This window comes from Streptomyces sp. NBC_00286, assembly GCF_036173125.1.
Taxonomy (GTDB): Bacteria; Actinomycetota; Actinomycetes; order Streptomycetales; family Streptomycetaceae; genus Streptomyces.
This window is the reverse complement of the sequence record NZ_CP108054.1, coordinates 4,887,377-4,909,504: the sequence shown is the minus strand read 5'-3', so window position 1 is coordinate 4,909,504 and position 22,128 is coordinate 4,887,377. Positions and strand designations below refer to the sequence as shown.

Below are 22,128 nucleotides of genomic sequence, written 5' to 3'. Positions count from 1 at the left end.
CCTGTCGGCCGACCACCTCCCTGTCGAACCGACCGCCTCCCCGTCCGCCGACCGCTTCCCTGTCGCGTCACGGGAACCGCCCCGCTCCGGAACCCGTCTTCCCCTCGCACCACCTTGTATCGAACGTTTGACACAAGATCCCCGGCCACGGCATCTTGTACTCACCGCTTGATACAAGATGATCCGGGGGGATCTCCGCATGCTCGACACCGCCCCGCCCCAGTACCGGTTGCTCGACCACGCCGACCACTACGCCCGCTGGTCCGGTCTGGCCATCGGCCTCGTGGTCGCGCAGGCGCTGTCCACACTGGGGGACGTCGAGTTCGAGCAGCGCGTCGTGTTCTGCCTCACGGCCTTCGGCCTGTGCGCGGTGGCGGGTGTCCTGCTCGCCGACGCCCTGACCCTGCGCCCCCAGGAGGCGGTACGCACCGCGAGTCTCGCACCACGCCTGGTCAGAGACCATGTGCCGCCGCACATGGGTCCCCTGATCGCCCTCCAGGGGCTCTCCCTCGTCGTCCTGCTGGTGATCACGGCCGCCACGGCCTCCGTCGACCCCGACCGCGTCTTCAGCACGGGAAAGGTCCTCACCCTCACCTGCAACGGGATGCCGGCGACCACCGGCCCCTGGCCCGGCCTGTACTACACCCTCCCGATGTTCGGCGCGCTCGCCATAGCCACCCCCACCTGCGTCTGGGCCCTGCGCCGCATCGCCCACGGTCCGGGTGAGGAGCAGCAGCGCCGCGACCGCGCGTGGGCGGTCACCGGCGCCTGGGGCCTGTTGGTGTCCAGCCAGCAGCTGTACGCCGTGCTGATGGTCTCCCTCGCGCTGACGGAGACGGGCTGCGCCGGCGCGCTGGGCGTGCTCACCTTCTGGGTGTTCTACCCGCTGGCCCTGCTGAACCTGTTCACCGCCGTCTGGTCCCTGGTCACCGTGGTGGCACCGCGGGCCGTCGCCGACGAGGCGGCGGCAGAGGGGTCCTACGACGATGAGTGAGGCCGCCGTCCGCGTCGACACCACCAGCCAGGTCCCGCCGTACGAGCAGATCCGCGCGCAGCTCGCCGCGCTGATCGTCACCGGGCGGCTGGCCGAGGGCGACCGGCTGCCGACCGTGCGCCAGCTGGCCACGGACCTCGGGCTGGCACCGGGCACCGTCGCCCGCGCCTACCGTGAGCTGGAGGCCGGCGAGCTGATCCGCACCCGTCGGGGCGCGGGCACCCGGGTGGCGGCGTCGCCCACCGGCCCGACCCGCCCGCACACTGTCCAACTCGCCACTCTCGCCCGTGACTTCACTTCGTCCGCCCGCGCCCTGGGCGCCGACACCGAGGCCATTCTGACCGCCGTCCGCGACGCCCTGGGCCCGGACCGTGCCCAGGACCTGTCTGATAATTGATCTTGTATTGGGTCGTGGTGAGCTGACGGATGCGGCATGGGAGCGGATAGCGCCTCTGCTGCCGGGTGTTGATGGGCGAGGGCGTCCGTGGCGGGATCACCGGCAGGTGATCAACGGGGTGTTGTGGCGGTCGCGGACCGGTGCGCCGTGGCGTGACCTGCCGGAACGCTAGGGTCCGTGGCAGACCCTATGAGCGGTTCGCCCGCTGGGAGGCGGACGGCACCTGGGCCCGCCTGCTCGAGCAGGTCCAGGTCCGGGACGACTCCATCGGAACCGTGGAGTGGACGGTGTCGGTCGACTCCACGATCAACCGTGCCCACCAGCACGCCGCCGGAGCCCGCAAAAAGGGGCTGCGGCGGGGGAGGAACTGGAAGATCCGGCATGCACGACGGCTGGCCAGGCGCTCGGCCGGTCCCGCGGCGGGCTGACACGGCCGGACGTGGACGGCATCGCCTCCCACAAGCCGGGACAACTTCCAGTGGCGGCGGCGCGCGGGTTCCGTACGCCCCGGTCGCTGATCACTACGGACCCGGAGAGAGCCCGGAAGTTCTGCCACGACGTGGGCGGCCCGGTGATCTGCAAGCCGCTCATGGGCGGCCCGCTGGAGTACCCGGACGGGCGCCGCACCGGGGTCCCCACGCACGTGGTCGACCCCGGCACCATCGACGACTCCGTATCCCTGACAGTGCACCTGTTCCAGGAGTGGGTGCCCAAGTCGCACGAGGTGCGGCTGACCGTCGTGGGCACGGAGCTGTTCGCCGCCGAGATCCACGCGGGCAGCGACGCGGCCCGGGTGGACTGGCGCAGCGACTACGACGCCCTGACCTACGACGTGTGCAAAGTTGCCGTCCCGTGCCCCATGTCCCTGTCGTGGGCTAGGGGGTGCGGCGAAAGTCGATGGTCACTGGCCTTCGGGTTGTGTTGCCATGTCGCAGTGAAGAGCGAGAGCGCGTCCGGCGCGGACGTACGCCCGAGTGTCCGACAGCGGACTGATCGCGACCTCGGCGACTGTGTGTGGGTGCTGGCAGAGGTCCATGAGCACGACGGCTATCCGGTGAACTGGCCCGACTTCCCGGGTACATGGCTCACACCGCCATCGCTCATGGCTTCATGGGTAGCGGAACTGGATGGTCGCATGGCCGGCCATATCGGCCTGTCGCAGAGCGACGTGGGAGACGCGGCTCCCGGGCTGTGGAGCGCTCGCACAGGGGTGAGCACCGACGCAATCGCCGTGATCAACCGATTGTTCGTCGCCCCGTGGGCCCGCGGCCATGGGATCGGTGCGCTGCTGATGACGCAGGCTGTCACAGAAGCACAGGATCGCGGCTTGCATCCGGTGCTCGACGTGGTGGCCTCGGACACTGCGGCGGCAGGTCTGTACGAGCGGCTCGGCTGGCAGCTGCTGGCCACAGTCGAACAGCAGTGGAGCCCGGAGCAGAAGGTGGCCGTCCGGTGTTATGCGGCGGCAAGCTGCCGTACGCCCTAGGGGAGCCGCCGGGCCTCAAGCGGTGGCGGGCTCGAGTGGGGTAGCTCGGCTTCGGCTACAGCAACCACGCCTGCGCCGCCTGGCCCGGCTCGAAGTCCACGCCGTACTCAAGGCGTTGGCGGCCTGCGTACGACGGATCGAACTCACCGGCGACCCCGTCCGCTGAACTCAGCTGAGAAGAGTTTGAGAAGAGTTTGGGAAGAGCTACTGACCTCGCGGCCGGCGCCGATCAGCCACGCGTCTCTGTCGGGTACTCAGCCGGGAATCTCGGAGTCCTGCAGATCCCGGCCCCACTCGGAGCTTCCGAGGGGACGGGTGTACGCGGGCCGGCCCACGTTCCCGCTGGTCCGGAAGGGCTGGCCGTGGTCGTCGACGCGTAGCGTGCCCTGCTGGTCGCCGCTGGACCATTCCAGCTCCAGGTACCAGCTCACGTTGTGCGCGCGGGCGTCCGCGAAGATGTAGAAGACCTCGGGATCGGACTCGCTCACCTTGTACGGGAAGTCGCGCTGACCGGCCTTGGGGGAGACCGCGGGCCTTCCGGCGTCGAGGTTCACACCGAAGGCCGTCGTGTTCACGCCGCCACCGCAGCCGACGCCCATCGCGAAGTCGTTCCAGTCGAGCGGCGCACTCTTCTCCACCACTCGCACATGGAGCACGTCCAGGACGACGGTGGACTTCCCGGTGCCCTGCACGTTCAGCCTGAGCATCTGCTGCCCGCCGGCGACCCCGCCGAGCGCGGTGACCCACCCGCGCGCCTCGGGCTCAACCGGCGGCGGAGGTACTTCCTCGGGCTTCTTGTCGAGCAGGTAGTGCTGGCTGCACTGGTTTTCCCACTGGTACGGATCGACGGTGACGCGGGGCGCGGTGGCCGTGTCCTCGGCACCGCCGCCGCCCTGGTCCGCACCGGACCCACCGTTCCGGGAGCCGGCGCCGGAAGCGGAGTCGGACGGGGAAACCGTAGGACTGCCGCTGCGTGAGCGCGACGGCGAGGGTGAACTTCCCTTGTCACCGGGCGACTTGGAGGTCCCGGGGCTTTCGCCGACGGGCGGGGCGGCGGCCCCGACGGACCCCTTCCCGCCCTGGTCGTCCTGGCCTTCGCCCCCGCCGGGCACAAGATTCACCACGAGCGCGACCGACACGAGGGCGGCGGCCACGGCCGCTCCGGCGAGGACGACGGTACGCCGCCGCCGGGCCGCAGGGACCTCCGCCAGGTGCGGCCGCTCGACCTCGGGAAAGTCCTCGGCCGCCGCTCCGGATCCGGCCGGCGCTTCGGATCCGGTCGGACCTTTGGAGTCGGCCGCTGCTTCGGATCCGGCCGGCACGTTGGAGCCGGTCGCCGCTCCGAACCTGTCCGCGGCTCCGGACCTGTCCGCGGGTTCGGACCCGGCCGCGGGTTCGGGCAACCCGGCCGATGCGGATCCCGCCGCCCCGGTCCCGCTCCCGGCCTCCGCCGCCCTTTCCGTCGTACGCGCCTGCCGTTCCCCCTCGGCCGTACGCGCCTGCCGCTCATCCTCCGCAGGACTCCCGGCCGCCTTCTGCCTCCGCCGGGCATCCGCGAGCACCCACCGCCGGTGCAGCTCCACCAGTTCCTCGGGCGTCGCCTTGCATACCCGCGCGAACCGCTCCACGGGTGCGTAATCCGTCGGTACGGCATCCCCGTTGACGTAACGGTGAAGCGTGGACGCACTCGTGTGCAGCCGCTTGCCGAGCACCCCGTAACTGAGCCCGGACCGCTCCTTCAACCGGCCCAGCAATTCCGAGAATTCGTCCCCCGCCGTCATTCCGCCCTCTCTCCACGTCCCGGACCCCCATTCCAGGGGGAGGTCATTCCCCCAGGTCAGAGCTATCGCAAGCGTTCCAGCGTCCCGGATACCCCGGCAGTTGTGGCGGGCGGGACGGATCACCTCACAAGCTTGGGCCATCCAAGCACGCCGCTCCCGGGACCGGGTCGAGCGGCCCATGCCAAGCCACGTACCGCACAGGGGGATTCACATGTCCACACGCTCCAACCGCACCCGCATGCTCGTCGCCGCCGCACTCACGGCCGCCACGTTGACGATGACGGCGTGCAACAACGGCGAGGACGGCAACAACGAAGGGGCGGCACCGGCGGGATCCGCGTCCACGGCCTCCACCAAGCCTTCCGCGTCTCCGTCGAAGGCGAACGGCGGGACCTCTGCCGGGTCGGGTCAGACCGTCTCGGCGGGCTCGGGCTCGGGATCGGGCTCCGAAGTCTCGACGGGCGGCGCGGCCGGTTCAATCGGCACGACGGGTTCCAATGGTTCGTCCGATTCCACGGGCGGCACCTCGGGCACCAAGGGCTCGAACGGCTCGAACGACGACTCGGCGTCTGCCTCCTCCCGATGCTCCGTCGAGTCCACCCGTACGACCGCCACGGAGGTCTCCCGCCCCCTGAACCACCTGCTCCTCACCGTCACCAACACCGGCGCGGGGAACTGTGACCTGGTCGGCTACCCGGCCGTCCGTTTCGACGAGGCCCAGTCCGTCCCGCCGGCCATCGAGGACTCCAAGCCGCAGGCGGTGGTCACGCTGGCTCCCGGCGAGTCCGGTTACGCGAGCGTCCTTCTCTCGGCCGCGGACGGCAGCGGCTCGGGCGGCTACAAGGCCAAGTCCCTCGCGGTCTACTTCGACCTGGAAGCGAGCGCCGCCGCCCGCCCGTCACTGCCCGCGAAGGGCGTGCACATCGACGACTCGCTCCGAGTCTCGTACTGGCAGTCGACCATGGCAGACGCCCTGACCTGGTAACGCGGTAACGCGTCAGTACGCGGAAAACACAGTGGCCCCGAGCCTCAGGAGGGGGAGGCTCGGGGCCACCGTCAGGTACAGCCGAGTGACGGGTTGCTCGCCCCGGCGAGGCCTACGCCGAGATTCCCCCGGTGCAGGCGGCACCCGGCTCAGGCGTCTGAGGCCCCTGGACGTACTTGTCGAAGAACTCGTCCACGCGCGGGTCGGACGCCTTTTTGATGTTCAGCTGGCGTCCCCAGGCCGTCAGCGTGATGGGCGACGACTGGTTCTCGTACGGGCTCATCAGGCTGTACGGCGTCCTGGACACCTTGTCCGTCAGCGTCTTCACGTCGGCCTCGGCGGCCTTGTCGTTGTACGTGACCCAGACGGCGCCGTGCTCCAGGGCGTGTACGGCGTTCTCGTCGCGGATCGGCTGTGTGTAGACGTCGGCGTTGCAGTTCTGCCAGGTGGCGTCGTGGTCGCCGCCCGCGGCGGGAGTCATCGGGTAGTCGACCTCGGTGTCGACGTGGTCCTGGCCCAGTTTCTTCCAGCTCTTCTCGCCCTTGACCGGGGCTGCCTGAGCCTGTTCCTTGTCGTTCGCGGCGTTGATCAGATACGCGCCGCCGCCCACCAGACCGGCCAGGATCGCGGTGGCCGCGACGAGCGTGATGATCCGGCTGCGGCGCTCCCGAGCGCGTTCGGCGCGGCGCTGCTCCTCTATACGGGCGCGGCGGGCGGCGGTCCGCTCCTTGCCCGAGCTCTTGTTCGCGGTCTTGGTGGGGCTCTTGGTCGGGGACTTGGCCGAAGTCTTGGGCGCGGTGTTCTTCGCAGCCTTGTCCGTGGTTTTCGGGTTCTTAGGGTTCTTGGAGTTCTTGGGGTTCGTGGATTTGTTGGCGGACGCCATGACGAACTGCCTCTCGTGCAGGGAGATCGGCGGATTTCGGTGATCGGGTGCGGTAAGGCATCCGGATCTAGGTCCGCAGCACCTGCAGCATGTGGAGGTTCGGGGGACGAGCCGCAGGCTGGCCCCCGACCGGCGCCGGGACGGCGGCGGGCCGGGGCTCCACGCGCGCGGAGGTCGCCTGAGGAAGCGGGTGCGATCCAGGCCCCGTCGATGGCGTGTCCGCCGCCGCTCGGCCCTCGCACTCGTCATGGTCCGGTACGGGACAGAGGTGCTCGCGCGCTTCGGGGCCCAGCGAGTCCCACGCGTCCGATGGAGGCTCGGCGTCTGAAGGAGCCGGGACGCCCAACGAGGTCTCGACGTACAACGAGGTCTCGACGTCCAACGAGGCCCGGACGCCCAGCGAGGCCCGGACGCCCAGCGAGGCCCGGACGCCCAGCGAGGCCCGGACGCCCAGCGAGGGCTGGACGCCCAGCGCCTCACGCGCATCCGGCGCCGACGAGATCGCGGCGACAGTGTGCGCCGCCTGATCATGAGTCCCGTAGCCGACCATCCCCAACACCGTGACCAGAGCCGCCAACAGGCCAAGGACCACAGACGCCCCCCGCCGCCGACTCACCGCCACCGAACTCTCGGTGACGCCCCGATCACGACCAGTCGCGCGCCCCGGGCGTACGCACCCGCGAACGCCAGTCGCCGCGAACTTGAGCACTCAACTAGCTTAGAGGGCTCTGCCGGGCGGAAAGGCGCGAGCGGTCCCACGCACCCGCAAGGCGACCTCATCGCCAACCGCCGGCGGCAGAGCGGCAGGGTCGAAGACCCGCGCGGCCACCGGCGTACCGTCCGCCAGGCGCAGGGCCAACACCGCGTCGTGGCCGTAGAAGTCGCGCCGCACCACGGTCGCGGTGACCGCGTCGCGGGTTCCCGGCGAAACGAGCGTGATCTGTTCGGGCCGTAGCAGCACGCGCGTCGGACCGTTCGGCGCGCCGCCCTCAAATCGGGTGAGGCGTACGGTGCCCAGCGGCGTGCGGGCCCGGTCGCCGTCCAGCACAGCGGGCAGCCACACCGCCTCGCCGACGAACCCGGCCACCCACGGGTCGGCCGGTGACCCGTAGAGGAGCTCCGGCGGGCCGCTCTGGACGACCCGGCCGTCCCGCATGACCGCGATCTCCTCGGCCATCGACAGGGCCTCCGCCTGGTCATGGGTGACCAGGACCGCCGTGGCGCCGTCGGCGTGCAGGGCCTGCCAGACGTCGCGTCGCACTTCGGCGCGCAGCGCGGCGTCGAGAGCGTTGAACGGTTCGTCGAGCAGCACGACCGGCGGGCGCGGTGCGAGCGCCCGGGCGACCGCGACGCGCTGCTGCTGCCCGCCGGAGAGATGGTGCGGCATCCGGTCCTCGAAGCCCGCGAGGCCCACCAGGTCAAGAACGGCGGCCGCCCGCCCGGCCCGCCGCGCGGCCCGGCCGAGCCCGTACGCGACGTTGCCCAGGACGGACAAGTGCGGGAAGAGCGCGCCCTCTTGGGGCACCACGGCGATCCGCCGCCGCTCCGGCGGCACCGATACGCCGGGGCAGGCGACACGTCGGCCGTCGATACGGATCTCTCCCGCGTCCGGCGCCTCGAAGCCCGCGATGCAGCGCAGCAGCGTCGTCTTGCCCGAGCCGGAGGGGCCGAGGACCGCGAAGAGCGCTCCGGAGCGGACGCCGAGGTCCACGCCCGACAGCGCCTGGACGCGGCCGTAAGCCTTGTGGACGCCGGAAATCCGCAGTTCCGCCATGTCATCAGCCGCCCGTCCGCGTGAGGACGCCTGTGCGGGCCGACAGCCACCAGGTAGGCACGGAGGCGATGAGCACCAGTAGGGCCGCATAGGGTGCGGCGGCCGCGTACGCGGCGACCGAGGTGTGCTTCCACAGACCGGTGGCGAGGGTGTCCATGCCGGTGGGGCGCAGCAGGAGTGTGGCGGGCAGCTCCTTCATGCAGGTGAGGAAGACCAGTGCCGCGCCGGCGCCGATACCGGGCGCGGCCAGCGGCACGGTCACCGTGCGGAGTACGTACGCCCGTCGCCGTCCGAGCGAACGGGCCACCTCCTCCAGTCCGGGCGGTGCCTGTGCCGCGGCCGCGCCGACGGCCGCGACCGCGAGGGGCAGGAACAAGGCCGCGTACGCGAGGGCGAGCAGCCACACGCTCTGGTAGAGCGGGTAGGCCACATTGATGCCGAAGAACACCAGCGACAGCCCGATGACCAGGCCGGGCAGCGCATGCGAGAGATACGCCAGCCGGTCCAGGGCCACGGAGAGCAGCCCGGGAGCGCGGGCGGACAGCAGCCCGACCGGCAGCGCCAGCACCATGGTCAGCGCCGTCCCGAGCAGGGCGACCTGCAGCGAGTTCCCGGCGGCGTCGGCGAGTTCGCCCAGCGACCCGGGCCGCGAGACGCCCACGCCGAACCACCGGACCAGACTCAGCGCAGGCACACCGAGCGCCGCCCCGATCACACCGGCGAGCCCGAGTACGGCCGCCCTGCGCGACCGGCCCAGGCGCAGTCGCGTAGGCGGCCGGGGAGTTCCACCGCCGAGGCGGGCGTAACGGGCCGCACGCCGTCGGCTGAGCTGCTCGGCCAGCAGCACCAGCGCCGTGAGGGCGACGAGGGCGATGGCGAGTACGAGCGCCCCGGTGCGGTCGAAGCCGAGGTTGATCGAGGTGAAGACGGCCCGGGTGAGGACCTCCACCCGCAGAATCGACACGGCGCCGAAGTCGGACAGCACGTACAGCGCGACGAGCAGCGCGCCGGCCGCCACCGCGGGCCGTACCTCGCGCAGTGTCACACCGACGGTCGTACGCCACGGACCGCGTCCCAGCGACCGGGCCACCTCCTCCTGCGCCGGATCCACCCCGACCAGCGCGGCCGCGACCGGCAGATAGACGTACGGGTACGACACCAGCGTGAGCACCAGGGCCGCCGCCCAGAAGCCTTCAAAGCCGCCCACCGTGGACACCCAGGCGAAGGTCGCGACATAGCTGGGAACCGCCAGCGGAAGCGCGGCGAGCACCCCGAACAGCCGCCGGGCCGGCAGATCGGTGCGGGTGACCAGGAACGCCGCGGCCACGCCCAGAACCGTGCAGGCCGCGGTGACGACCGCGGCCAGCGCCACGCTTCGTACGACCAGTTCCCCGGTACGCCCGGTGATCAGCTCGCCGGCGATCCGGTCCCCGCCCGCCTCAGCGGCCCGTATGCCCAGGTAGGCCAGCGGAAGGAGGGCGACGCCGATGGCGAGCAGCGCCGCGCAGGCCAGTGCCGGTCGCGGCATCAGTCGCCGCGCCCGGCGCAGGACGAGGGTCGGCGTACTGCTCAGACGAGCCCCGATTCCTTGATCATTTCGACGGTGGTGGCCAGGTCGTCCAGGTCATCGAGGTCGATGTCCGGTGCGTTCAGCGACGACAGCGAGGGCAGGCCGGGGGCCGTGCGGACGCCGTCGATCAGCGGGTACTCGTACGTGTCCTCGGCGAAGTAGGTCTGCGCCTGGGTGCCGAGCAGATAGTCGACGAACTCGCGTACGTCGGGATCGTCGTCGGCCTTGTCCAGTACGCCCACACCGGAGACGTTGACCAGGCTGCCGATGTTCTTGTCCGGGAAGAAGTGGTTCTTCGCCTTGAGGGCCTCGACGGAGGTGCCCTCCTCCTTGGCCAGCTCGTACACGTAGTAGTGGTTGACCAGCCCGGAGGCGAGCTTGCCGGAGTTGACGTCGGCGACGATCGGGGCGTTCCCCTCGCGGATCTGCGCGTCGTTGGCCTTCAGCCCCGCGAGGAACTCCTCGGTCCGCTGGTCGCCGTGCTCCACCCGCATCGCGGTGATGAACGCCTGGAAGGAGCCGTTCGTCGGCGCGATGCCCACCCTGCCCTTCCACTCGGGCTCGGTCAGCTCGAAGACGGACTCGGGCAGATCGGCCGCGGCGACCCGGTCGGTGTCGTAGACCATCGTGCGTACGCGGCCCGTCACACCGACCCACTCGCCGCCCTCGTCCCGATAGGCCGCCGGCACCTTGTCCAGCACCTCGCCGGGCAACCTGGCGAACAGGCCCCTCCCGGCCACGGCCCCCAGGGCTCCCGCGTCCTGGGCGAGGAAGACGTCCGCCGGGCTCCGGTCGCCCTCTTCCTGCAGCTGGGCGGCCATCTGCGCGGTATCGCCGTAGCGCACCTCGACGGTGATGCCGCTGGCCTTCTGGAAGTCGTCCAGCACCGGCTTGACGAGGTCCTCGCTCCGGCCGCTGTACACGGTGATCTTCTCGTCCGACACCGCTTCGGCCTCGGCCTGCGCGGCGTTCTCCGCCGCGCAGCCCGTGGCTCCCAGGGCCAGCAGGCCACCGAGGGCCGACGCCAGCAGGGGCCTCATCCGGGACGTACTCACGATGCCGCTCCTCCGTTGCCGGGCACGCCCGGACCCGTGGTTAGGTCAGGCTAAGCTTCTCAAATCAGGCTAATCACGCAAATGGTGCGCATGCACACTCTTGTACGGCAGTGGGGGTGCCGTACGTGAACGAGTGCGCCCTTGTGCGCCGCGATGATGTGCCCTCGTCGTACCGTCGAAGGGAAAGGGCCGTCTCGCGCCCAACAAGGCCTTGTCGTCAGGGAGTTGAAGATGGGCGCACCGGACGTGCAGGAGACGCACGAGACGCAGGACGCGCAGGACACGGCCGAGAGGCTGCGGGCGATCAGCGACGAGCTGTCCGACCGTTTCTACGAGCGGGCCGACGTGGTGCGGACGCTGGTCGTGACGCTGCTGGCCGGACAGCACTCCTTAGTGCTCGGCCCGCCCGGAACGGCGAAGTCCGAGCTGGCCCGGGAGCTCACGGGCCGTGTCGAGGGGGCGTCGTACTGGGAGATCCTGCTGTCGAAGTTCACCGCGCCGACGCGGATGTTCGGCCCCATCGACGTCGCCGCCCTGGCCCGAGGCGAGTACCGCCAAGTCTACGAAGGCCGCGCCACGACCGCCCACGTCGCGTTCATCGACGAGATCTTCAAGTGCTCCACAGCGGCGCTGAACGAGACGCTGGGCTACCTCAACGAGCGCATTTACCACCCCGAGAACGGCGGCGAGCCGATCCGCTGCCCCCTGATCGGCGCCATCACCGCGAGCAACGAACTGCCCGCCGAAGAGGACGCCGCCGCGATCTACGACCGCCTGCTGGTACGGATCGAGGTCGGGTACCTCGAGGACCCCTCGAACTTCGCCGCACTGGTCCGCTCAGCCGTCAGCCGCCCGGCCCCACCGACCCGCACCACCATCGAACTGGCCGAGTTGCAGCACGCCGTGACCGAAGCCGTCCCGGCCGTGGACGTCCCCGACGCGATCGTGGACGCGGTCTGCACGCTGCGGGCCGCCCTGCGCCGCAAGGAACTCGTCGCCTCCGACCGCCGCTGGCGGCAGGCGGTGGGCCTGCTCCAGGCATCCGCGTACCTCGACGGCCGCCCGGCGGTCGCCGAGACCGACCTGTCCGTGCTGACGCACGTGCTGTGGAACTCCCCCGCCGAGCGCCCGACCGTCGAGCGCGAGGTGCTGCACCTGGTCAACCCCGACGCCAAGGAGGCCCTCGACCTCGCCGACACCATCGAGGAACTGGAAGCCCAACTCGACGCCATGGCCGGTCAGTCCCGCGAGGCGCTGAGCGAGTGGGTCATCAAGAAGGCCCACAATCAGCTGGCTATGGCGGGCAAGCGCCTGGAAAAGCTGCGCGAGGAGGCAGCGGGCGCGGGCCGCTCCACCGCAGCCATCGACAGGGTCACGGGCCGCCAGCGCGCGGTTCGCGCGCGCGTTCTTACGGAGGCGTTGGGGGTACCACCCGCAGCCGAGAAGTGCGCACGAGGGCGGATTACCTCGATCGTGTGATGGTCGGCTTCCGGACTTGCGGCAGTGTGGGCTGTTCGGGCTACGGCGATCGTGCGATCTGGGACGCCGGGTACGGTGCCTGGGGGCACCCCCAGCGGTAGCTGGGGGAGTGCGGGGCCCCCGCTCCACCGGAGTGATGGTTCGGGGCCTCCCCGTCGCCTCTGGCCGTACCCATATGGCCGGGTCGTGAGGGATCCGGCCTCCCGGGCCCGGACCACGCACAGGATGCGTGTCGCCGACCTGGGGTTGAGTACGCCGGGGACCTGGGGGTCCCCCCGGACGGAGTCTGGGGGAGCGCCCAAGACCGTTCGGGGCGTACGGCTGAGCGGACTTACTCCTGCTCAGTCCCCAGGAACGGTGGACGCGAGCATGGTGGAGGCGCAGCTCTGAACACAGGGCAGCAGGGCCAGGTAGTCAGGGTCAGGTAATCAGGACCAGGGGCCGGGACCATGGGCGAGACACCGAGCAGGCTCGACGAGTTGGCGAGCCGGGCTGCGACGTGGCTCGCCCGTTCCGACGTCGCCCCCGAGCGGCACACCACGGCCGTGATCGCCGACCGGTTCGACCGCATCACATGGCGCGACACGTACGAGCAGTCGGCCGGACTCCGCGATCTGGCCGAGGAGTTGAAGGACCGCTACGGCCACACCGCCAACCCCGCCACCGACTTCACCACCGACCTCCTGACCGACGCCTTCCTGGCCGCCTACAAGGTCAATCCCCGGTTGCGCGAGCGCGCCGAAATGGACCCCTCCCGGCTGGTCAACCACCAAGCGACCACCGCGCTGTTGGAGTCCCCGGAGTTCGCCGAACTGCACCGGGAAACGGCCGGTGACCCCTACGCCGCCGCCATGGCCGTACTCGCCCAGGCCTCCGCCCTGCGCCGGATGCTGGAACACTCCCGGGACGCCCAGGCACAGGCCGAGCAAGCGAGGAAGGCCCAGCAGGACGCCGACGACGCGGCGACCGCCGTAAGCGAGGCGCTTCAACAGGCCGACGAGGACGGCAAGTTGTCGGCCGACGCCGACGCCGTACAAAAGGCGATCGAGGCGGCCGAGTCAGCCGAGGCCACCGCGCGTCAGGCTGGCCAGACCGCCACGCAGGCCCTCGCCGCGACCGCCCCCGGAATCCGTACCACCGCGCGTACCGCGGCGGCGAAGGCCGCCGAGGCCGTACGAGACGAAGCCGCCCTGATGCGTGCATGGGGCGTCGGCCCCGGCCAGTTGGAGCGGATGCCGTACGACCAACGCGCCCGGCTCGCCGAGCGGCTGCGCACCAGCCGTCTCGCCGAGTGGGCCGAACTGATCGGCCGCTTCCGGCAGATGGCCGGCGGCGAACGCGCCCGCAAGGTGGAGAACGCCACCGGCGAGCTGGTCGGCGTCACGCTCGGCAACGACCTCTCCCGCGTGATCCCCTCCGAACTGGCGGGCCTCGGACTGCCCGCACTGCGCGCCGTGTTCGCCGCGCGCTACGCCGCCGGCGAGCTGATGCTCTACGACAGCCAGGGCGATCAGGCCACCGGCCGGGGCGCCGTCATCGCGTGCGTGGACACCTCGCACTCGATGTACGAGGCCGGGCCCGGCGGCGTCACCCGGGAAGCATGGGCCAAGGCGTGCGCCCTGGCGCTGCTGGACCAGGCCCGCGACGCGGGGCGTGACTTCGTCGGCATCCTGTTCTCCGCCGCCGACAAACTCCGGGTCTTCCGCTTCCCGGCCGACGAGCCCGCCGACGTGGCCCGCGTCCTCGACTTCGCGGAGAGCTTCCTCGGCGGCGGCACCAGCTACCAGCGGCCGCTGTCGGCGGCCGGCGAACTGCTGGAGGAGGAGTTCAACGACGCCGCCCGCATGCGCGGCGACATCGTGATGCTCACCGACGACGACTGCGGCGTCACCGAGGACTGGATGCGCGGCTGGAACGACGCCAAGCACCGGCTGGGCTTCCGTGTCTTCGGCGTGGCCATCGGCGCCCCACGCGTAGCCGAAGCCGACTCGGTCCTGGACGCCCTCTGTGACAACCTCCGCGCCATCGAGGACCTCACCGACGTCCACGCCGCCGCGGACCTCTTCCGCGTGATCTGACCCGTCCGCCTCCCTCGCACCCCGACAGTCGGTATACGGGGAGGTGGCCCAGTGGCCCCTTCATGCGTGTGACGGGGATCACTCCGAAGGGAAAACCTGCCGTCCGGGCCGGGCGTCTAGAGGGTGTGAGATCAGTCAGGAAGGCACCGGGCGAGCTGGACGAGGAGCGTCTCGTCCGGCTGGTGGCCAGGGGCGACCGTGCCGCGTTCGAGGAGCTGTACCGGCGTACGTCGCCGTGGCTGGCGGTGCGGTTGCGCCGTCGCTGCGCGGACGAGCAGATCGTCGCCGAGGTCATGCAGGAGACGTATCTGGCGGTGTGGCGCGCGGCGGGCGCGTTCGCCGGGGCCGCCGTCGGAGGGACGGCCGTCGGCTGGCTGTGGACGATCGCGGCGCGCCGCCTCGTCGACGCCTTCCGGCGCAGGGCCCACCACGCGGAGCCGCCGCCCGCGGCCGCCTTGCTGCCCCCGGCGCCCGCCGCCGAGGACGAGGTACTCGCGGCCACCGTCGGCGGTGACGTCGGGGACGCGCTGCGCCGCCTCGCGCCGGAACTCAGACAAGTACTGCAGGCCATGGTGCTCGACGGGCTGTCCGTCCGGGAGACGGCCGTCCTGCTCGGACTGCCCGAGGGCACGGTCAAGACCCGTGCCCGTCGGGCCCGGATCGCGATGCGGAAGGCGCTGGCATGAGCGTGGAGCACGCGTCGATGCGGATCATCGACGGTTACGCCCGCGGCGGCACGGATCTCGCCACCGACGAGTTGTGGGCCCTGGAGGCCCATCTGGAGGCGTGCGGAGTGTGCCGCGACCGGCTGTCGGCCGCCGTCACAGCCGAGGCGCCCGCCGTGGCGGCGCTGGTCGACACCGTGTGGTCCGGCCTCGAACCCCACCTGGCCGCCACCGCCACGATGCCGCGCACGCGGCGCTGCTCGGCGCGGCTTTCGACGTGGCTGACGCCCGCGATGGTGCCGTGGCTGGCCATGGTCGGGAGCATGACACTGCTCGCGCTGCTGCTCGACCTGGTCAGCCCCGGCTTCGGCGAGGTGTCGCTGGTGCTGCTGTTCGCCCCGGTCCTGCCCGTACTCGGCGTCGCGGCGTCCTGGTCCCGCGGCCTGGATCCGGCGTACGAACTGACGGCCTCGGTGCCCATGGCCGGGTTCTATCTGGTGCTGCGCCGCACCACGTCCGTGCTCGCCGTGGTCGTCCCCGCGCTGCTGATGGCCGGATGGGTTACGGGGGTGACGGCCGCCCAGTGGCTGCTGCCCTGTCTGGCCTTCACCTCTACGACCCTGGCGCTCGGCGGTGTCATCGGAGTGACCCGTGCCGCCGTCGCGCTGACGGCCGTATGGGCCGCCGTCATCGTGGCGCCGACGCTCGCCACGAGCCGTACGGCCTTCGCTCTGCAGTCGGGCGGTCTGCCCGTGTGGGGGCTGATCCTCGCGCTCGGCATCGGTGTCGTGATCGCCCGCAGGGGCGCGTACTCCGCGCTGGGAGCCCATCGATGACCCACCGAACCCAACGGACCCACCGGACCGATGGAACCTATCGATCCCAACGGACCCACCGGACCGATGGAACCTATCGATCCCAACGGATCCACCGGACCGATGGAACCCATCGAACCCGCCGGATCCACCGGACCGATGGAACCCATCGATCCCATCGGACCGACCGGACCGCCGGACCGACCGGACCGACCGAACCGACCGAACCCGTCGAACCCATCGGACCGGTGTGCGCATCGGACCGACCGAACCCATCGGATCCATCGGACCGACCGGACCGACCGGACCGACCGAACCGACCGAACCCGTCGAACCCATCGGACCGGTGTGCGCATCGGACCGACCGAACCCATCGGATCCATCGGACCGACCGAACCGACCGAACCGACCGAACCGACCGAACCGACCGAACCCATCGAACCCATCGGACAGGTCCGCGCATCGGACCGTCGGAAAGGAACCGCATGATGCCCGCGGTAAGCGCGGCCGACATCGCGCCCACGCCCTATGCCTGGGAGATCCGGGCCACCGGTCTGAAGGTCAGGGCCGGCCGGAAACGGATGGCCGTCGACGGGCTCGACCTGTCGTTGGGCACCGGCGTCCACGGCCTCCTCGGACCCAACGGGGCGGGGAAGACCACTCTCATCCGGGCGCTGGCCACCGTACTGCGCCCCGCCGAGGGGAACTTGGAGTTGCTCGGTGAGTCCGTGGGCGGCAGGGGCGAGCACCGTGCGCTGCGCCGCCGGATCGGCTATCTGCCGCAGGAGTTCGGCTACTACAAGCGCTTCACGGTGCGCGAGTTCGTCGAGTACATGGCGTGGCTGAAGCAGGTCCCCAAGGCGGACATCCCGGGGGCGGTGCAACGCGCCGTGGAACGGGTGGGTCTGGCGGACCGCGCCGATGCGCGAATGAAGACGCTGTCGGGCGGCATGGTGCGCAGGGTCGGCATCGCCCAGGCCATCGTCAACGATCCGTCGATCCTGCTGCTGGACGAGCCCACGGTCGGCCTGGACCCGGCGCAACGGCTGCGCTTCCGCGAGCTGCTGCAGGAGCTCGGTACGGACACCTGCGTGGTCGTCTCCACCCACCTGGTGGAGGACGTCGCCGCCGCCTGCACCGACGTGGTGCTCTTCGCCGAGGGCCGGCTGGTCTTCCAGGGCCCTCCGGACGAGCTGGCCTCGGTGGGCGGCACGGAGCACGAGGGCGACAGCCCGCTGGAGCGCGGCTATTCGGCCATGCTGCTCAAGCCCCAGCAGGGAAGGGGCACTTGGTGAACGTCAGTGTCCTGCGCATCGAGCTGAAGCGCTCCATCGCCCCGTGGGCCGGCGCCGTGGTCCTGACGACCGCGCTGGCGTTCCTGTACCTGATCAACGTCGCGTCGTGGACGGGCACCACGGCGTGGACGGCCCAATGGACACCCCTGGCCCTGTGGACCCGCGGCCTGCTGTTCTACCTGTGGCCGCTCGTCGTGGGACTCGGGGCGCTGCAGGGCCTGCGCGACCACCGCTCGAAGATGTCCGAGCTGCTGACGAGCACGCCGCGGCCCGCCTGGCACCGCGCGGCCACGCTGGCGGGCGCGACGGCGATGACGCTGGCCTCGGCCTTCGCGCTCCTCGTCCTCGTGGGTGGGGTCCAAGTGTTCGCCAACGCCGGGTACGCGCACCTCGGATGGCTGCCGATCTCGCTGGTGGGGGCGCTCTTCCTCGTCGCGGGTGCCGTGCTGGGCATGGGGGCCGGGAGGGCCCTGCCGTCCGCGCTCACCCCGCCCGCGCTGGCCATGACCGCCTTCGTGTTCACGGCCCTCATGCACATGTCGCTGGGCCGGACACGGACGACCGCGATGGAGGGCGTCGAGATCACAGAGCCGAACCGGATCTCCCTGCTGTCACCGGCGGTGGAAGCGGTGCGCGATGTGCTCGTCACGCTCTCCGCCTCCGTACACGTCGGGCAGACGATCTGGCTGCTCGGCATCGCCGCGACCGGCTTCGCGCTGCTGGTCGCCGCGACCCTGCGCGCCCGGCTGATCGCCCTGACGCCCGTCCTGGCGTGCGCGGTGCTCGCCCTGCTCGTCCTCCCCTCCGACCCGCGCCGGATGTACGTCGTAGACGAGGCCGCGGCGGCGCTGGTGTGCGACGGCCCGGTGTGCGTGACGAAGACCCACCAGGCACGACTCGACGACCTGGCGGGTCCCGGCAAGGAGGCGCTGCGCCTGCTGCACGATGCCCTGGGCAGCCGGGCGCCGGTCTCGGTCCGGGAGAACGCCGCCGTACTGCCGGAGGGCTCCACGCCACAGTGGTCCCGCCACACCGTGCTCTTCGACTTCGACGACGAGATCATCGCCGCGGCGAAGGGCGAGGAGCTGACCCGGGCTCTGGTCGCCAAGGGGATGGTGCCCGGGTGCTCCCCCGTCGGCTGGAGCGGCACCGGGGGAGACCAAATAGCGCAGACCGTCGCGGCGGGCTGGGTCCTCGGTGACCTCAGGTCGCTCACCGGCGGAGAGTCGGCACGTTTGCGCCCCGGGGGCGAAGCCGAGACCCGCACGGTGTGGAAGGAACTCAACGCGCTTCCGCGGGCCGAGCAGCTCTCGCGGATCAACGCGATGCGCGCCGTCGCGCTCTCCTGCAAGGGCGACGCGTTCTCCGTGCTGGAGGGCGGTGCGCCCCGGTGAGATGGCTGATGCTGTACGCGCGCTCGCGTCAGGTACCCGCCTCGCTCGCCGCAGTGGTGATCAGCACGGTGGCGGCGTGGGCACTCGCCAGGGACGGGGGCGAGGGAGCCGGTGATCCGCGGATGCCCGTGCTCGTCCTCGCTACGGGGGCGATGGCAGCCTCGATCGGGCTGAGCGGGCAGGACCTCGCGCTGGACCGGACGGCCGCGATCCGCTGGGTGACCCGCAGAGCGGCGCACGTGCTGCTCGCCGGCGCGGTCGTCGCCGCCGTGCTGCTGACAGCGCAGACGATGGGGGAGGACATGGCCACCACCGCGTTCGTCGTCCGGGGCAGCGCGGGTCTGATGGGACTGGCCGCCCTGGGCGCGGCGCTGTCGGGCGGCCAGTACGCATGGACGCTGCCGTTCGCCTCGCTCTCGCTCTCGCTCGTCGCCCCGCCCGCGACGGATACGCCGATGCAGGTGGCGACCTGGATGCTGCTGCCGCCCGGCACGACGGCGGGCACCTGGACGGCCGTCGTCCTCGCGGTCACCGGCACCGCGGCCTACGCCATCGCGGGACCGCGCCGCTAACGGGTCCACGCAGCGGCGCCAGGGAGCGCTTCTGCGTCAGCCGGCCAGCTTGTTCATCCTGCGGAGGCGGGGATAACGAGGTTGGACTTCCCCCGAGTACGGGACGCAAGGGGGCGTTTCGGAAAGGTGACGCGTCAGCGCACGCCCGCCGCATCGAGCAGCGTGGTCACCGTGGGCGCGACAAGCCCCGTAAGTTTGTCGGCCCCGATTCCCGCGCGGGCGCTCGCGCCGTCGAAGACGAGGCTGAGCTGCCGGGCCAGCAGGTCGGAATCGCCGGCACCGCCCTGCTCGGCCTCGGCGCGGAAGAAGGCAGTCAGGTTCGCCTTGACCTCGTGGGCCACCCAGCTCGCGGGATGGTCCTGATCCTTGAGCTCGATCTGCGCGGCCAGGAACGGGCAGCCGCGGAACTCGGGCGTGCCCGCCTGCGCTTCCACCTGCTCGAAGACATGCATGATCCGTTCGCGAGGCTCACGGTCATCGCCCGCCGCGGGCAAGAGCATCTCCACGTACGCGGAAGTACGCCGCTCGAGACTGGCCGCCAGCAGCTCGTCCTTGCTCGCGAACAGCTGGTACATGGAGCGCTTCGACACCCCCGCCGCCTTGCACAGCGCCTCGACGCCGATACCGACACCGGCTCGATAGGTGAGCGTGGCCGCTGCCTCCAGCAGCCGCTCGCGGGGACTTGGCTTCGCCTCGGTGGTCATGCTGCGAGGTTAACTCGATTCCAACAGATTGAAAACTGATCGGTTTCCCGAGGTTGCAGGTTGTCCGCTGAGCCGGAACGGCCGGTCAGTCGGACGCAGAGCGCTTGGCCGGGGGATGCCAGCCGCCGGTGACTTCCTTGAGGGGCTTGTGAGGGAAGCGGCGTTGGGCGTACTCCTGCGCGTGCGAGCCCGGCAGGACGTACAGGGTCTCCTTCTTGTCCTGGAGCGGCCGCAGCACGGTGTCCATGAACGTCTTGCGGTCATCGAGGTAGGGGCCCAGAACGTCCTCGCCGGCGGGGCAGACGGCAAGGCAGTAGCCGGACTTGTAGCCGGGAGGTGAGCTCAGGCTCTGCCACATCGAGGCGTTCTCCGAATCGCTGACCCGGGAGCGGTAGTCGGCGGCGTCCTCGCTGTCGGCCACGGTCTGCGCCCAGTCGGTGAACCCGCTCATGAACTCGCGGTAGTTGTGCGTGGTGCAGGCCGGCGCGTCGAAGGAACCGTCCTTGGCGATGGCGCCGACCGGGCAGGCGGCGACGCACAACTTGCAGTCGATGCACGGGTTGTAGTCCAGCGGCTGCCCGTACTCGCTCACCTCCGCGTCCACCAGGACGGTCACCAGCAGGATGAAGCTGCCGAACTTCGGGTGGATGACATTGCGGTGCAGGCCCATCACACCGAGCCCGGCGGCCACGGCGACCGTCTTGTGCGCCACCACCCAGATCCGCTCACTGGGAAAGCGATCCATCTCCTGCGGGAAACCGACGGACGGATTGAGCGCGCGGTAACCGGCGTCCTGCAACGCCTGAGTGACGCTACGGGCGGCGTGGTTGGCCTGCTCGTCGGCCTGGTGGAACTCCTGGTTGGCCACACTGCGGGCCGGCGAGCGGCAGTTGTCGCGATTCATCCGCACCGCCATCGCGATCAGGGTGCGGGTGCCGGGCAGCGCGGACTGCGCGTACTCACGCTCGCCGACCAGGTCAGGGTGGTCCAGGCTGACCGCGGCGGCGTCGCCCGCCCCGGCCGCCAGGCACAGTTCGCGCAGCCAGGCCGCGTCGATCACCGCCGGCGGGCTCGCGACGCCACCGGCCGCGCGCCGGGCGAGTACGGCCCGTACGGAGGGGTGGGCGGCCAGCTTCGCCGGTAGCCGGGGAGCTGGGGCCGTGGGTTGCCCTTCGGCGTCGCGCGCGGCAGTCATCCGTACTCCTGACTCCTGGGGATTCGGGTTCGAGACTCGCCTCCACGGCGAGGAACCGATCGGTTTCACCACCGTAAACTGATCGGTTTCGGCATGCAAGGCCGGGCTGCCGGTCGCCCCCGATCCGCCCTCACCGTCCGGTGGATGGCGGAAGTTGAGCACTCCGGACCCGTTGCCGTCTTCGCGGACGGGGTGGCGGCGGTGCAACGTGGGCTTGCGCAGTGAAACCGATCGGTTTACGGTATGCGGAAACCGAGCGGTTTCCCACTCTCTGGAGGCAGTCATGACCGCACTGAAGGGCGCCAACGTCTTCGTCACCGGCGGCAGCCGAGGCATAGGCAAGGCCCTGGTGGAGGAGCTGTACGAGCGCGGCGCCAGCAAGGTGTACGCCACGGCCCGCGACCCGCGCAGCGTGACGCACCCCGACGCCGTCCCGGTAGCGCTGGAGGTCACCGACCCGGCGTCCGTGGCGGCGGCCGCCGCACAGGCGCAGGACGTCACCGTACTGATCAACAACGCCGGCGCGTCGGTCGGCGCCTCCTTCCTCGACTCCCCGCTCGACGACATACGCCGGGAATTCGAGACCAACTTCTACGGCCCCCTGCTGCTCACCCGGGCCTTCGTACCGATCATCGAACGCAACGGCGGCGGCCACGTGCTCAACGTGCACTCCGTGCTCTCCTGGCTGGCGCTCGGCGGCTCCTACAGCGCGTCCAAGGCCGCCCTGTGGTCGCAGACCAACTCCCTGCGCCTGGAACTGCAGCCGCGCGGCATCGTCGTAACCGGACTGCACGTGGGATACGTCGACACGGACCTCGCGGCCGGCGTCGACGCACCCAAGTCCGACCCGCGCGACGTCGCCGCCCTCGCCCTCGACGGCGTCGAGACAGGCGCGTACGAGGTACTCGCCGACGACATCACACGCCAGGTCAAGGCGGGCCTGGCCGACGACCTGTCCGCTCTGTACGCCCAACTGGCCAAGTAACCCCTTCACATACAAGGAGCC

20 protein-coding genes and 1 pseudogene are annotated in these 22,128 nt (G+C 70.9%); 13 read left to right on the top strand and 8 right to left on the bottom strand.

Features of this window, described 5'->3' with window-relative positions:
• Positions 1-199 precede the first annotated feature (199 nt).
• The 4 genes and pseudogenes from OHT21_RS22450 (at position 200) to OHT21_RS22435 (ending at position 2,877) form a co-directional block, all read left to right on the top strand.
• Complete coding sequence (locus OHT21_RS22450; RefSeq protein WP_328770144.1) at positions 200-994, top strand: hypothetical protein; 795 nt, start codon at positions 200-202, stop codon at positions 992-994.
• On the top strand, positions 987-1,391 hold the full coding sequence (locus OHT21_RS22445) for a GntR family transcriptional regulator (protein ID WP_328770143.1): 405 nt from the start codon (positions 987-989) through the stop codon (positions 1,389-1,391). The genes OHT21_RS22450 and OHT21_RS22445 overlap by 8 nt, the downstream gene beginning before the upstream one ends.
• A gap of 7 nt (positions 1,392-1,398) precedes the next feature.
• Positions 1,399-2,235: pseudogene (locus tag OHT21_RS44730) on the top strand (IS5 family transposase); the annotation flags it as partial.
• Positions 2,236-2,325: 90 nt separating this feature from the next.
• Positions 2,326-2,877 (top strand): GNAT family N-acetyltransferase, encoded by a 552-nt coding sequence (locus tag OHT21_RS22435; RefSeq protein ID WP_328774181.1) that lies wholly within the window; start codon positions 2,326-2,328, stop codon positions 2,875-2,877.
• A gap of 254 nt (positions 2,878-3,131) precedes the next feature.
• Here the strand turns inward: OHT21_RS22435 and OHT21_RS22430 are convergent, their stop codons facing one another.
• Positions 3,132-4,658, bottom strand: a complete 1,527-nt coding sequence (locus OHT21_RS22430; protein WP_328770142.1) for a transcriptional regulator — start codon at positions 4,656-4,658, stop codon at positions 3,132-3,134.
• A 211-nt stretch (positions 4,659-4,869) separates the two neighbouring features.
• Between OHT21_RS22430 and OHT21_RS22425 the strand changes: the two genes are divergently transcribed.
• Positions 4,870-5,643 (top strand): DUF4232 domain-containing protein, encoded by a 774-nt coding sequence (locus OHT21_RS22425; protein ID WP_328770141.1) that lies wholly within the window; start codon positions 4,870-4,872, stop codon positions 5,641-5,643.
• Positions 5,644-5,755: 112 nt separating this feature from the next.
• Here OHT21_RS22425 and OHT21_RS22420 read toward each other — a convergent pair whose 3' ends face one another.
• The 5 genes from OHT21_RS22420 to OHT21_RS22400 all read right to left on the bottom strand — a co-directional run bounded on the left by OHT21_RS22420 (position 5,756) and on the right by OHT21_RS22400 (position 10,925).
• Positions 5,756-6,526, bottom strand: coding sequence for a DUF3105 domain-containing protein (locus OHT21_RS22420; protein WP_328770140.1), 771 nt, complete (start codon positions 6,524-6,526; stop codon positions 5,756-5,758).
• Between the two features lie 67 nt (positions 6,527-6,593).
• Complete coding sequence (locus OHT21_RS22415) at positions 6,594-7,118, bottom strand: hypothetical protein (RefSeq protein WP_328770139.1); 525 nt, start codon at positions 7,116-7,118, stop codon at positions 6,594-6,596.
• Positions 7,119-7,244: 126 nt separating this feature from the next.
• Positions 7,245-8,300, bottom strand: coding sequence for an ABC transporter ATP-binding protein (locus OHT21_RS22410; protein WP_328770138.1), 1,056 nt, complete (start codon positions 8,298-8,300; stop codon positions 7,245-7,247).
• 4 nt (positions 8,301-8,304) lie between these two features.
• Positions 8,305-9,828 carry an ABC transporter permease gene (locus OHT21_RS22405; RefSeq protein WP_328770137.1) on the bottom strand — a complete coding sequence of 508 codons (1,524 nt, stop codon included), beginning with the start codon at positions 9,826-9,828 and terminating at the stop codon, positions 8,305-8,307.
• Between the two features lie 41 nt (positions 9,829-9,869).
• Entirely contained in the window at positions 9,870-10,925 is a 1,056-nt protein-coding gene (locus OHT21_RS22400; RefSeq protein WP_328770136.1) for an iron ABC transporter substrate-binding protein, read from the bottom strand.
• Between the two features lie 231 nt (positions 10,926-11,156).
• Between OHT21_RS22400 and OHT21_RS22395 the strand changes: the two genes are divergently transcribed.
• The 7 genes from OHT21_RS22395 (at position 11,157) to OHT21_RS22365 (ending at position 19,223) form a co-directional block, all read left to right on the top strand.
• Complete coding sequence (locus tag OHT21_RS22395) at positions 11,157-12,404, top strand: AAA family ATPase (RefSeq protein ID WP_328770135.1); 1,248 nt, start codon at positions 11,157-11,159, stop codon at positions 12,402-12,404.
• 449 nt (positions 12,405-12,853) lie between these two features.
• Positions 12,854-14,482, top strand: coding sequence for a VWA domain-containing protein (locus OHT21_RS22390; protein ID WP_328770134.1), 1,629 nt, complete (start codon positions 12,854-12,856; stop codon positions 14,480-14,482).
• Between the two features lie 125 nt (positions 14,483-14,607).
• Complete coding sequence (locus OHT21_RS22385) at positions 14,608-15,168, top strand: RNA polymerase sigma factor (protein WP_328770133.1); 561 nt, start codon at positions 14,608-14,610, stop codon at positions 15,166-15,168.
• Positions 15,165-15,983, top strand: a complete 819-nt coding sequence (locus OHT21_RS22380; RefSeq protein WP_328770132.1) for a zf-HC2 domain-containing protein — start codon at positions 15,165-15,167, stop codon at positions 15,981-15,983. Before OHT21_RS22385 ends, OHT21_RS22380 begins: the two co-directional genes overlap by 4 nt.
• 464 nt (positions 15,984-16,447) lie before the next feature.
• The gene (locus OHT21_RS22375) at positions 16,448-17,257 is read left to right on the top strand and encodes an ABC transporter ATP-binding protein (RefSeq protein ID WP_328770131.1); all 810 of its coding nucleotides are present in this window, start codon (positions 16,448-16,450) and stop codon (positions 17,255-17,257) included.
• The gene (locus tag OHT21_RS22370; RefSeq protein WP_328770130.1) at positions 17,254-18,651 is read left to right on the top strand and encodes a hypothetical protein; all 1,398 of its coding nucleotides are present in this window, start codon (positions 17,254-17,256) and stop codon (positions 18,649-18,651) included. Before OHT21_RS22375 ends, OHT21_RS22370 begins: the two co-directional genes overlap by 4 nt.
• Positions 18,648-19,223 carry a hypothetical protein gene (locus tag OHT21_RS22365; protein ID WP_328770129.1) on the top strand — a complete coding sequence of 192 codons (576 nt, stop codon included), beginning with the start codon at positions 18,648-18,650 and terminating at the stop codon, positions 19,221-19,223. The genes OHT21_RS22370 and OHT21_RS22365 overlap by 4 nt, the downstream gene beginning before the upstream one ends.
• 134 nt (positions 19,224-19,357) lie before the next feature.
• Here OHT21_RS22365 and OHT21_RS22360 read toward each other — a convergent pair whose 3' ends face one another.
• Together OHT21_RS22360 and OHT21_RS22355 are read right to left on the bottom strand one after the other, a co-directional pair.
• The gene (locus OHT21_RS22360; protein ID WP_328770128.1) at positions 19,358-19,927 is read right to left on the bottom strand and encodes a TetR/AcrR family transcriptional regulator; all 570 of its coding nucleotides are present in this window, start codon (positions 19,925-19,927) and stop codon (positions 19,358-19,360) included.
• Between the two features lie 85 nt (positions 19,928-20,012).
• The gene (locus OHT21_RS22355) at positions 20,013-21,122 is read right to left on the bottom strand and encodes a 4Fe-4S binding protein (protein WP_328770127.1); all 1,110 of its coding nucleotides are present in this window, start codon (positions 21,120-21,122) and stop codon (positions 20,013-20,015) included.
• Positions 21,123-21,405: 283 nt separating this feature from the next.
• Here OHT21_RS22355 and OHT21_RS22350 point away from each other — a divergent pair, with 283 nt between their 5' ends.
• A complete protein-coding gene (locus tag OHT21_RS22350; RefSeq protein ID WP_328770126.1) occupies positions 21,406-22,107 on the top strand; it encodes an SDR family oxidoreductase in 702 nt (233 codons plus the stop codon).
• Positions 22,108-22,128: the final 21 nt, after the last annotated feature.

Bases quoted from the DNA above. Each gene is read 5' to 3' on its own strand.
- OHT21_RS22450 (WP_328770144.1), top strand. From the start codon at position 200: ATGCTCGACACCGCCCCGCCCCAGTACCGGTTGCTCGACCACGCCGAC.
- OHT21_RS22445 (WP_328770143.1), top strand. From the start codon at position 987: ATGAGTGAGGCCGCCGTCCGCGTCGACACCACCAGCCAGGTCCCGCCG.
- OHT21_RS22430 (WP_328770142.1), bottom strand. From the start codon at position 4,658: ATGACGGCGGGGGACGAATTCTCGGAATTGCTGGGCCGGTTGAAGGAG.
- OHT21_RS22425 (WP_328770141.1), top strand. From the start codon at position 4,870: ATGTCCACACGCTCCAACCGCACCCGCATGCTCGTCGCCGCCGCACTC.
- OHT21_RS22420 (WP_328770140.1), bottom strand. From the start codon at position 6,526: ATGGCGTCCGCCAACAAATCCACGAACCCCAAGAACTCCAAGAACCCT.
- OHT21_RS22410 (WP_328770138.1), bottom strand. From the start codon at position 8,300: ATGGCGGAACTGCGGATTTCCGGCGTCCACAAGGCTTACGGCCGCGTC.
- OHT21_RS22405 (WP_328770137.1), bottom strand. From the start codon at position 9,828: ATGCCGCGACCGGCACTGGCCTGCGCGGCGCTGCTCGCCATCGGCGTC.
- OHT21_RS22395 (WP_328770135.1), top strand. From the start codon at position 11,157: ATGGGCGCACCGGACGTGCAGGAGACGCACGAGACGCAGGACGCGCAG.
- OHT21_RS22390 (WP_328770134.1), top strand. From the start codon at position 12,854: ATGGGCGAGACACCGAGCAGGCTCGACGAGTTGGCGAGCCGGGCTGCG.
- OHT21_RS22380 (WP_328770132.1), top strand. From the start codon at position 15,165: ATGAGCGTGGAGCACGCGTCGATGCGGATCATCGACGGTTACGCCCGC.
- OHT21_RS22375 (WP_328770131.1), top strand. From the start codon at position 16,448: ATGATGCCCGCGGTAAGCGCGGCCGACATCGCGCCCACGCCCTATGCC.
- OHT21_RS22360 (WP_328770128.1), bottom strand. From the start codon at position 19,927: ATGACCACCGAGGCGAAGCCAAGTCCCCGCGAGCGGCTGCTGGAGGCA.
- OHT21_RS22355 (WP_328770127.1), bottom strand. From the start codon at position 21,122: ATGACTGCCGCGCGCGACGCCGAAGGGCAACCCACGGCCCCAGCTCCC.
- OHT21_RS22350 (WP_328770126.1), top strand. From the start codon at position 21,406: ATGACCGCACTGAAGGGCGCCAACGTCTTCGTCACCGGCGGCAGCCGA.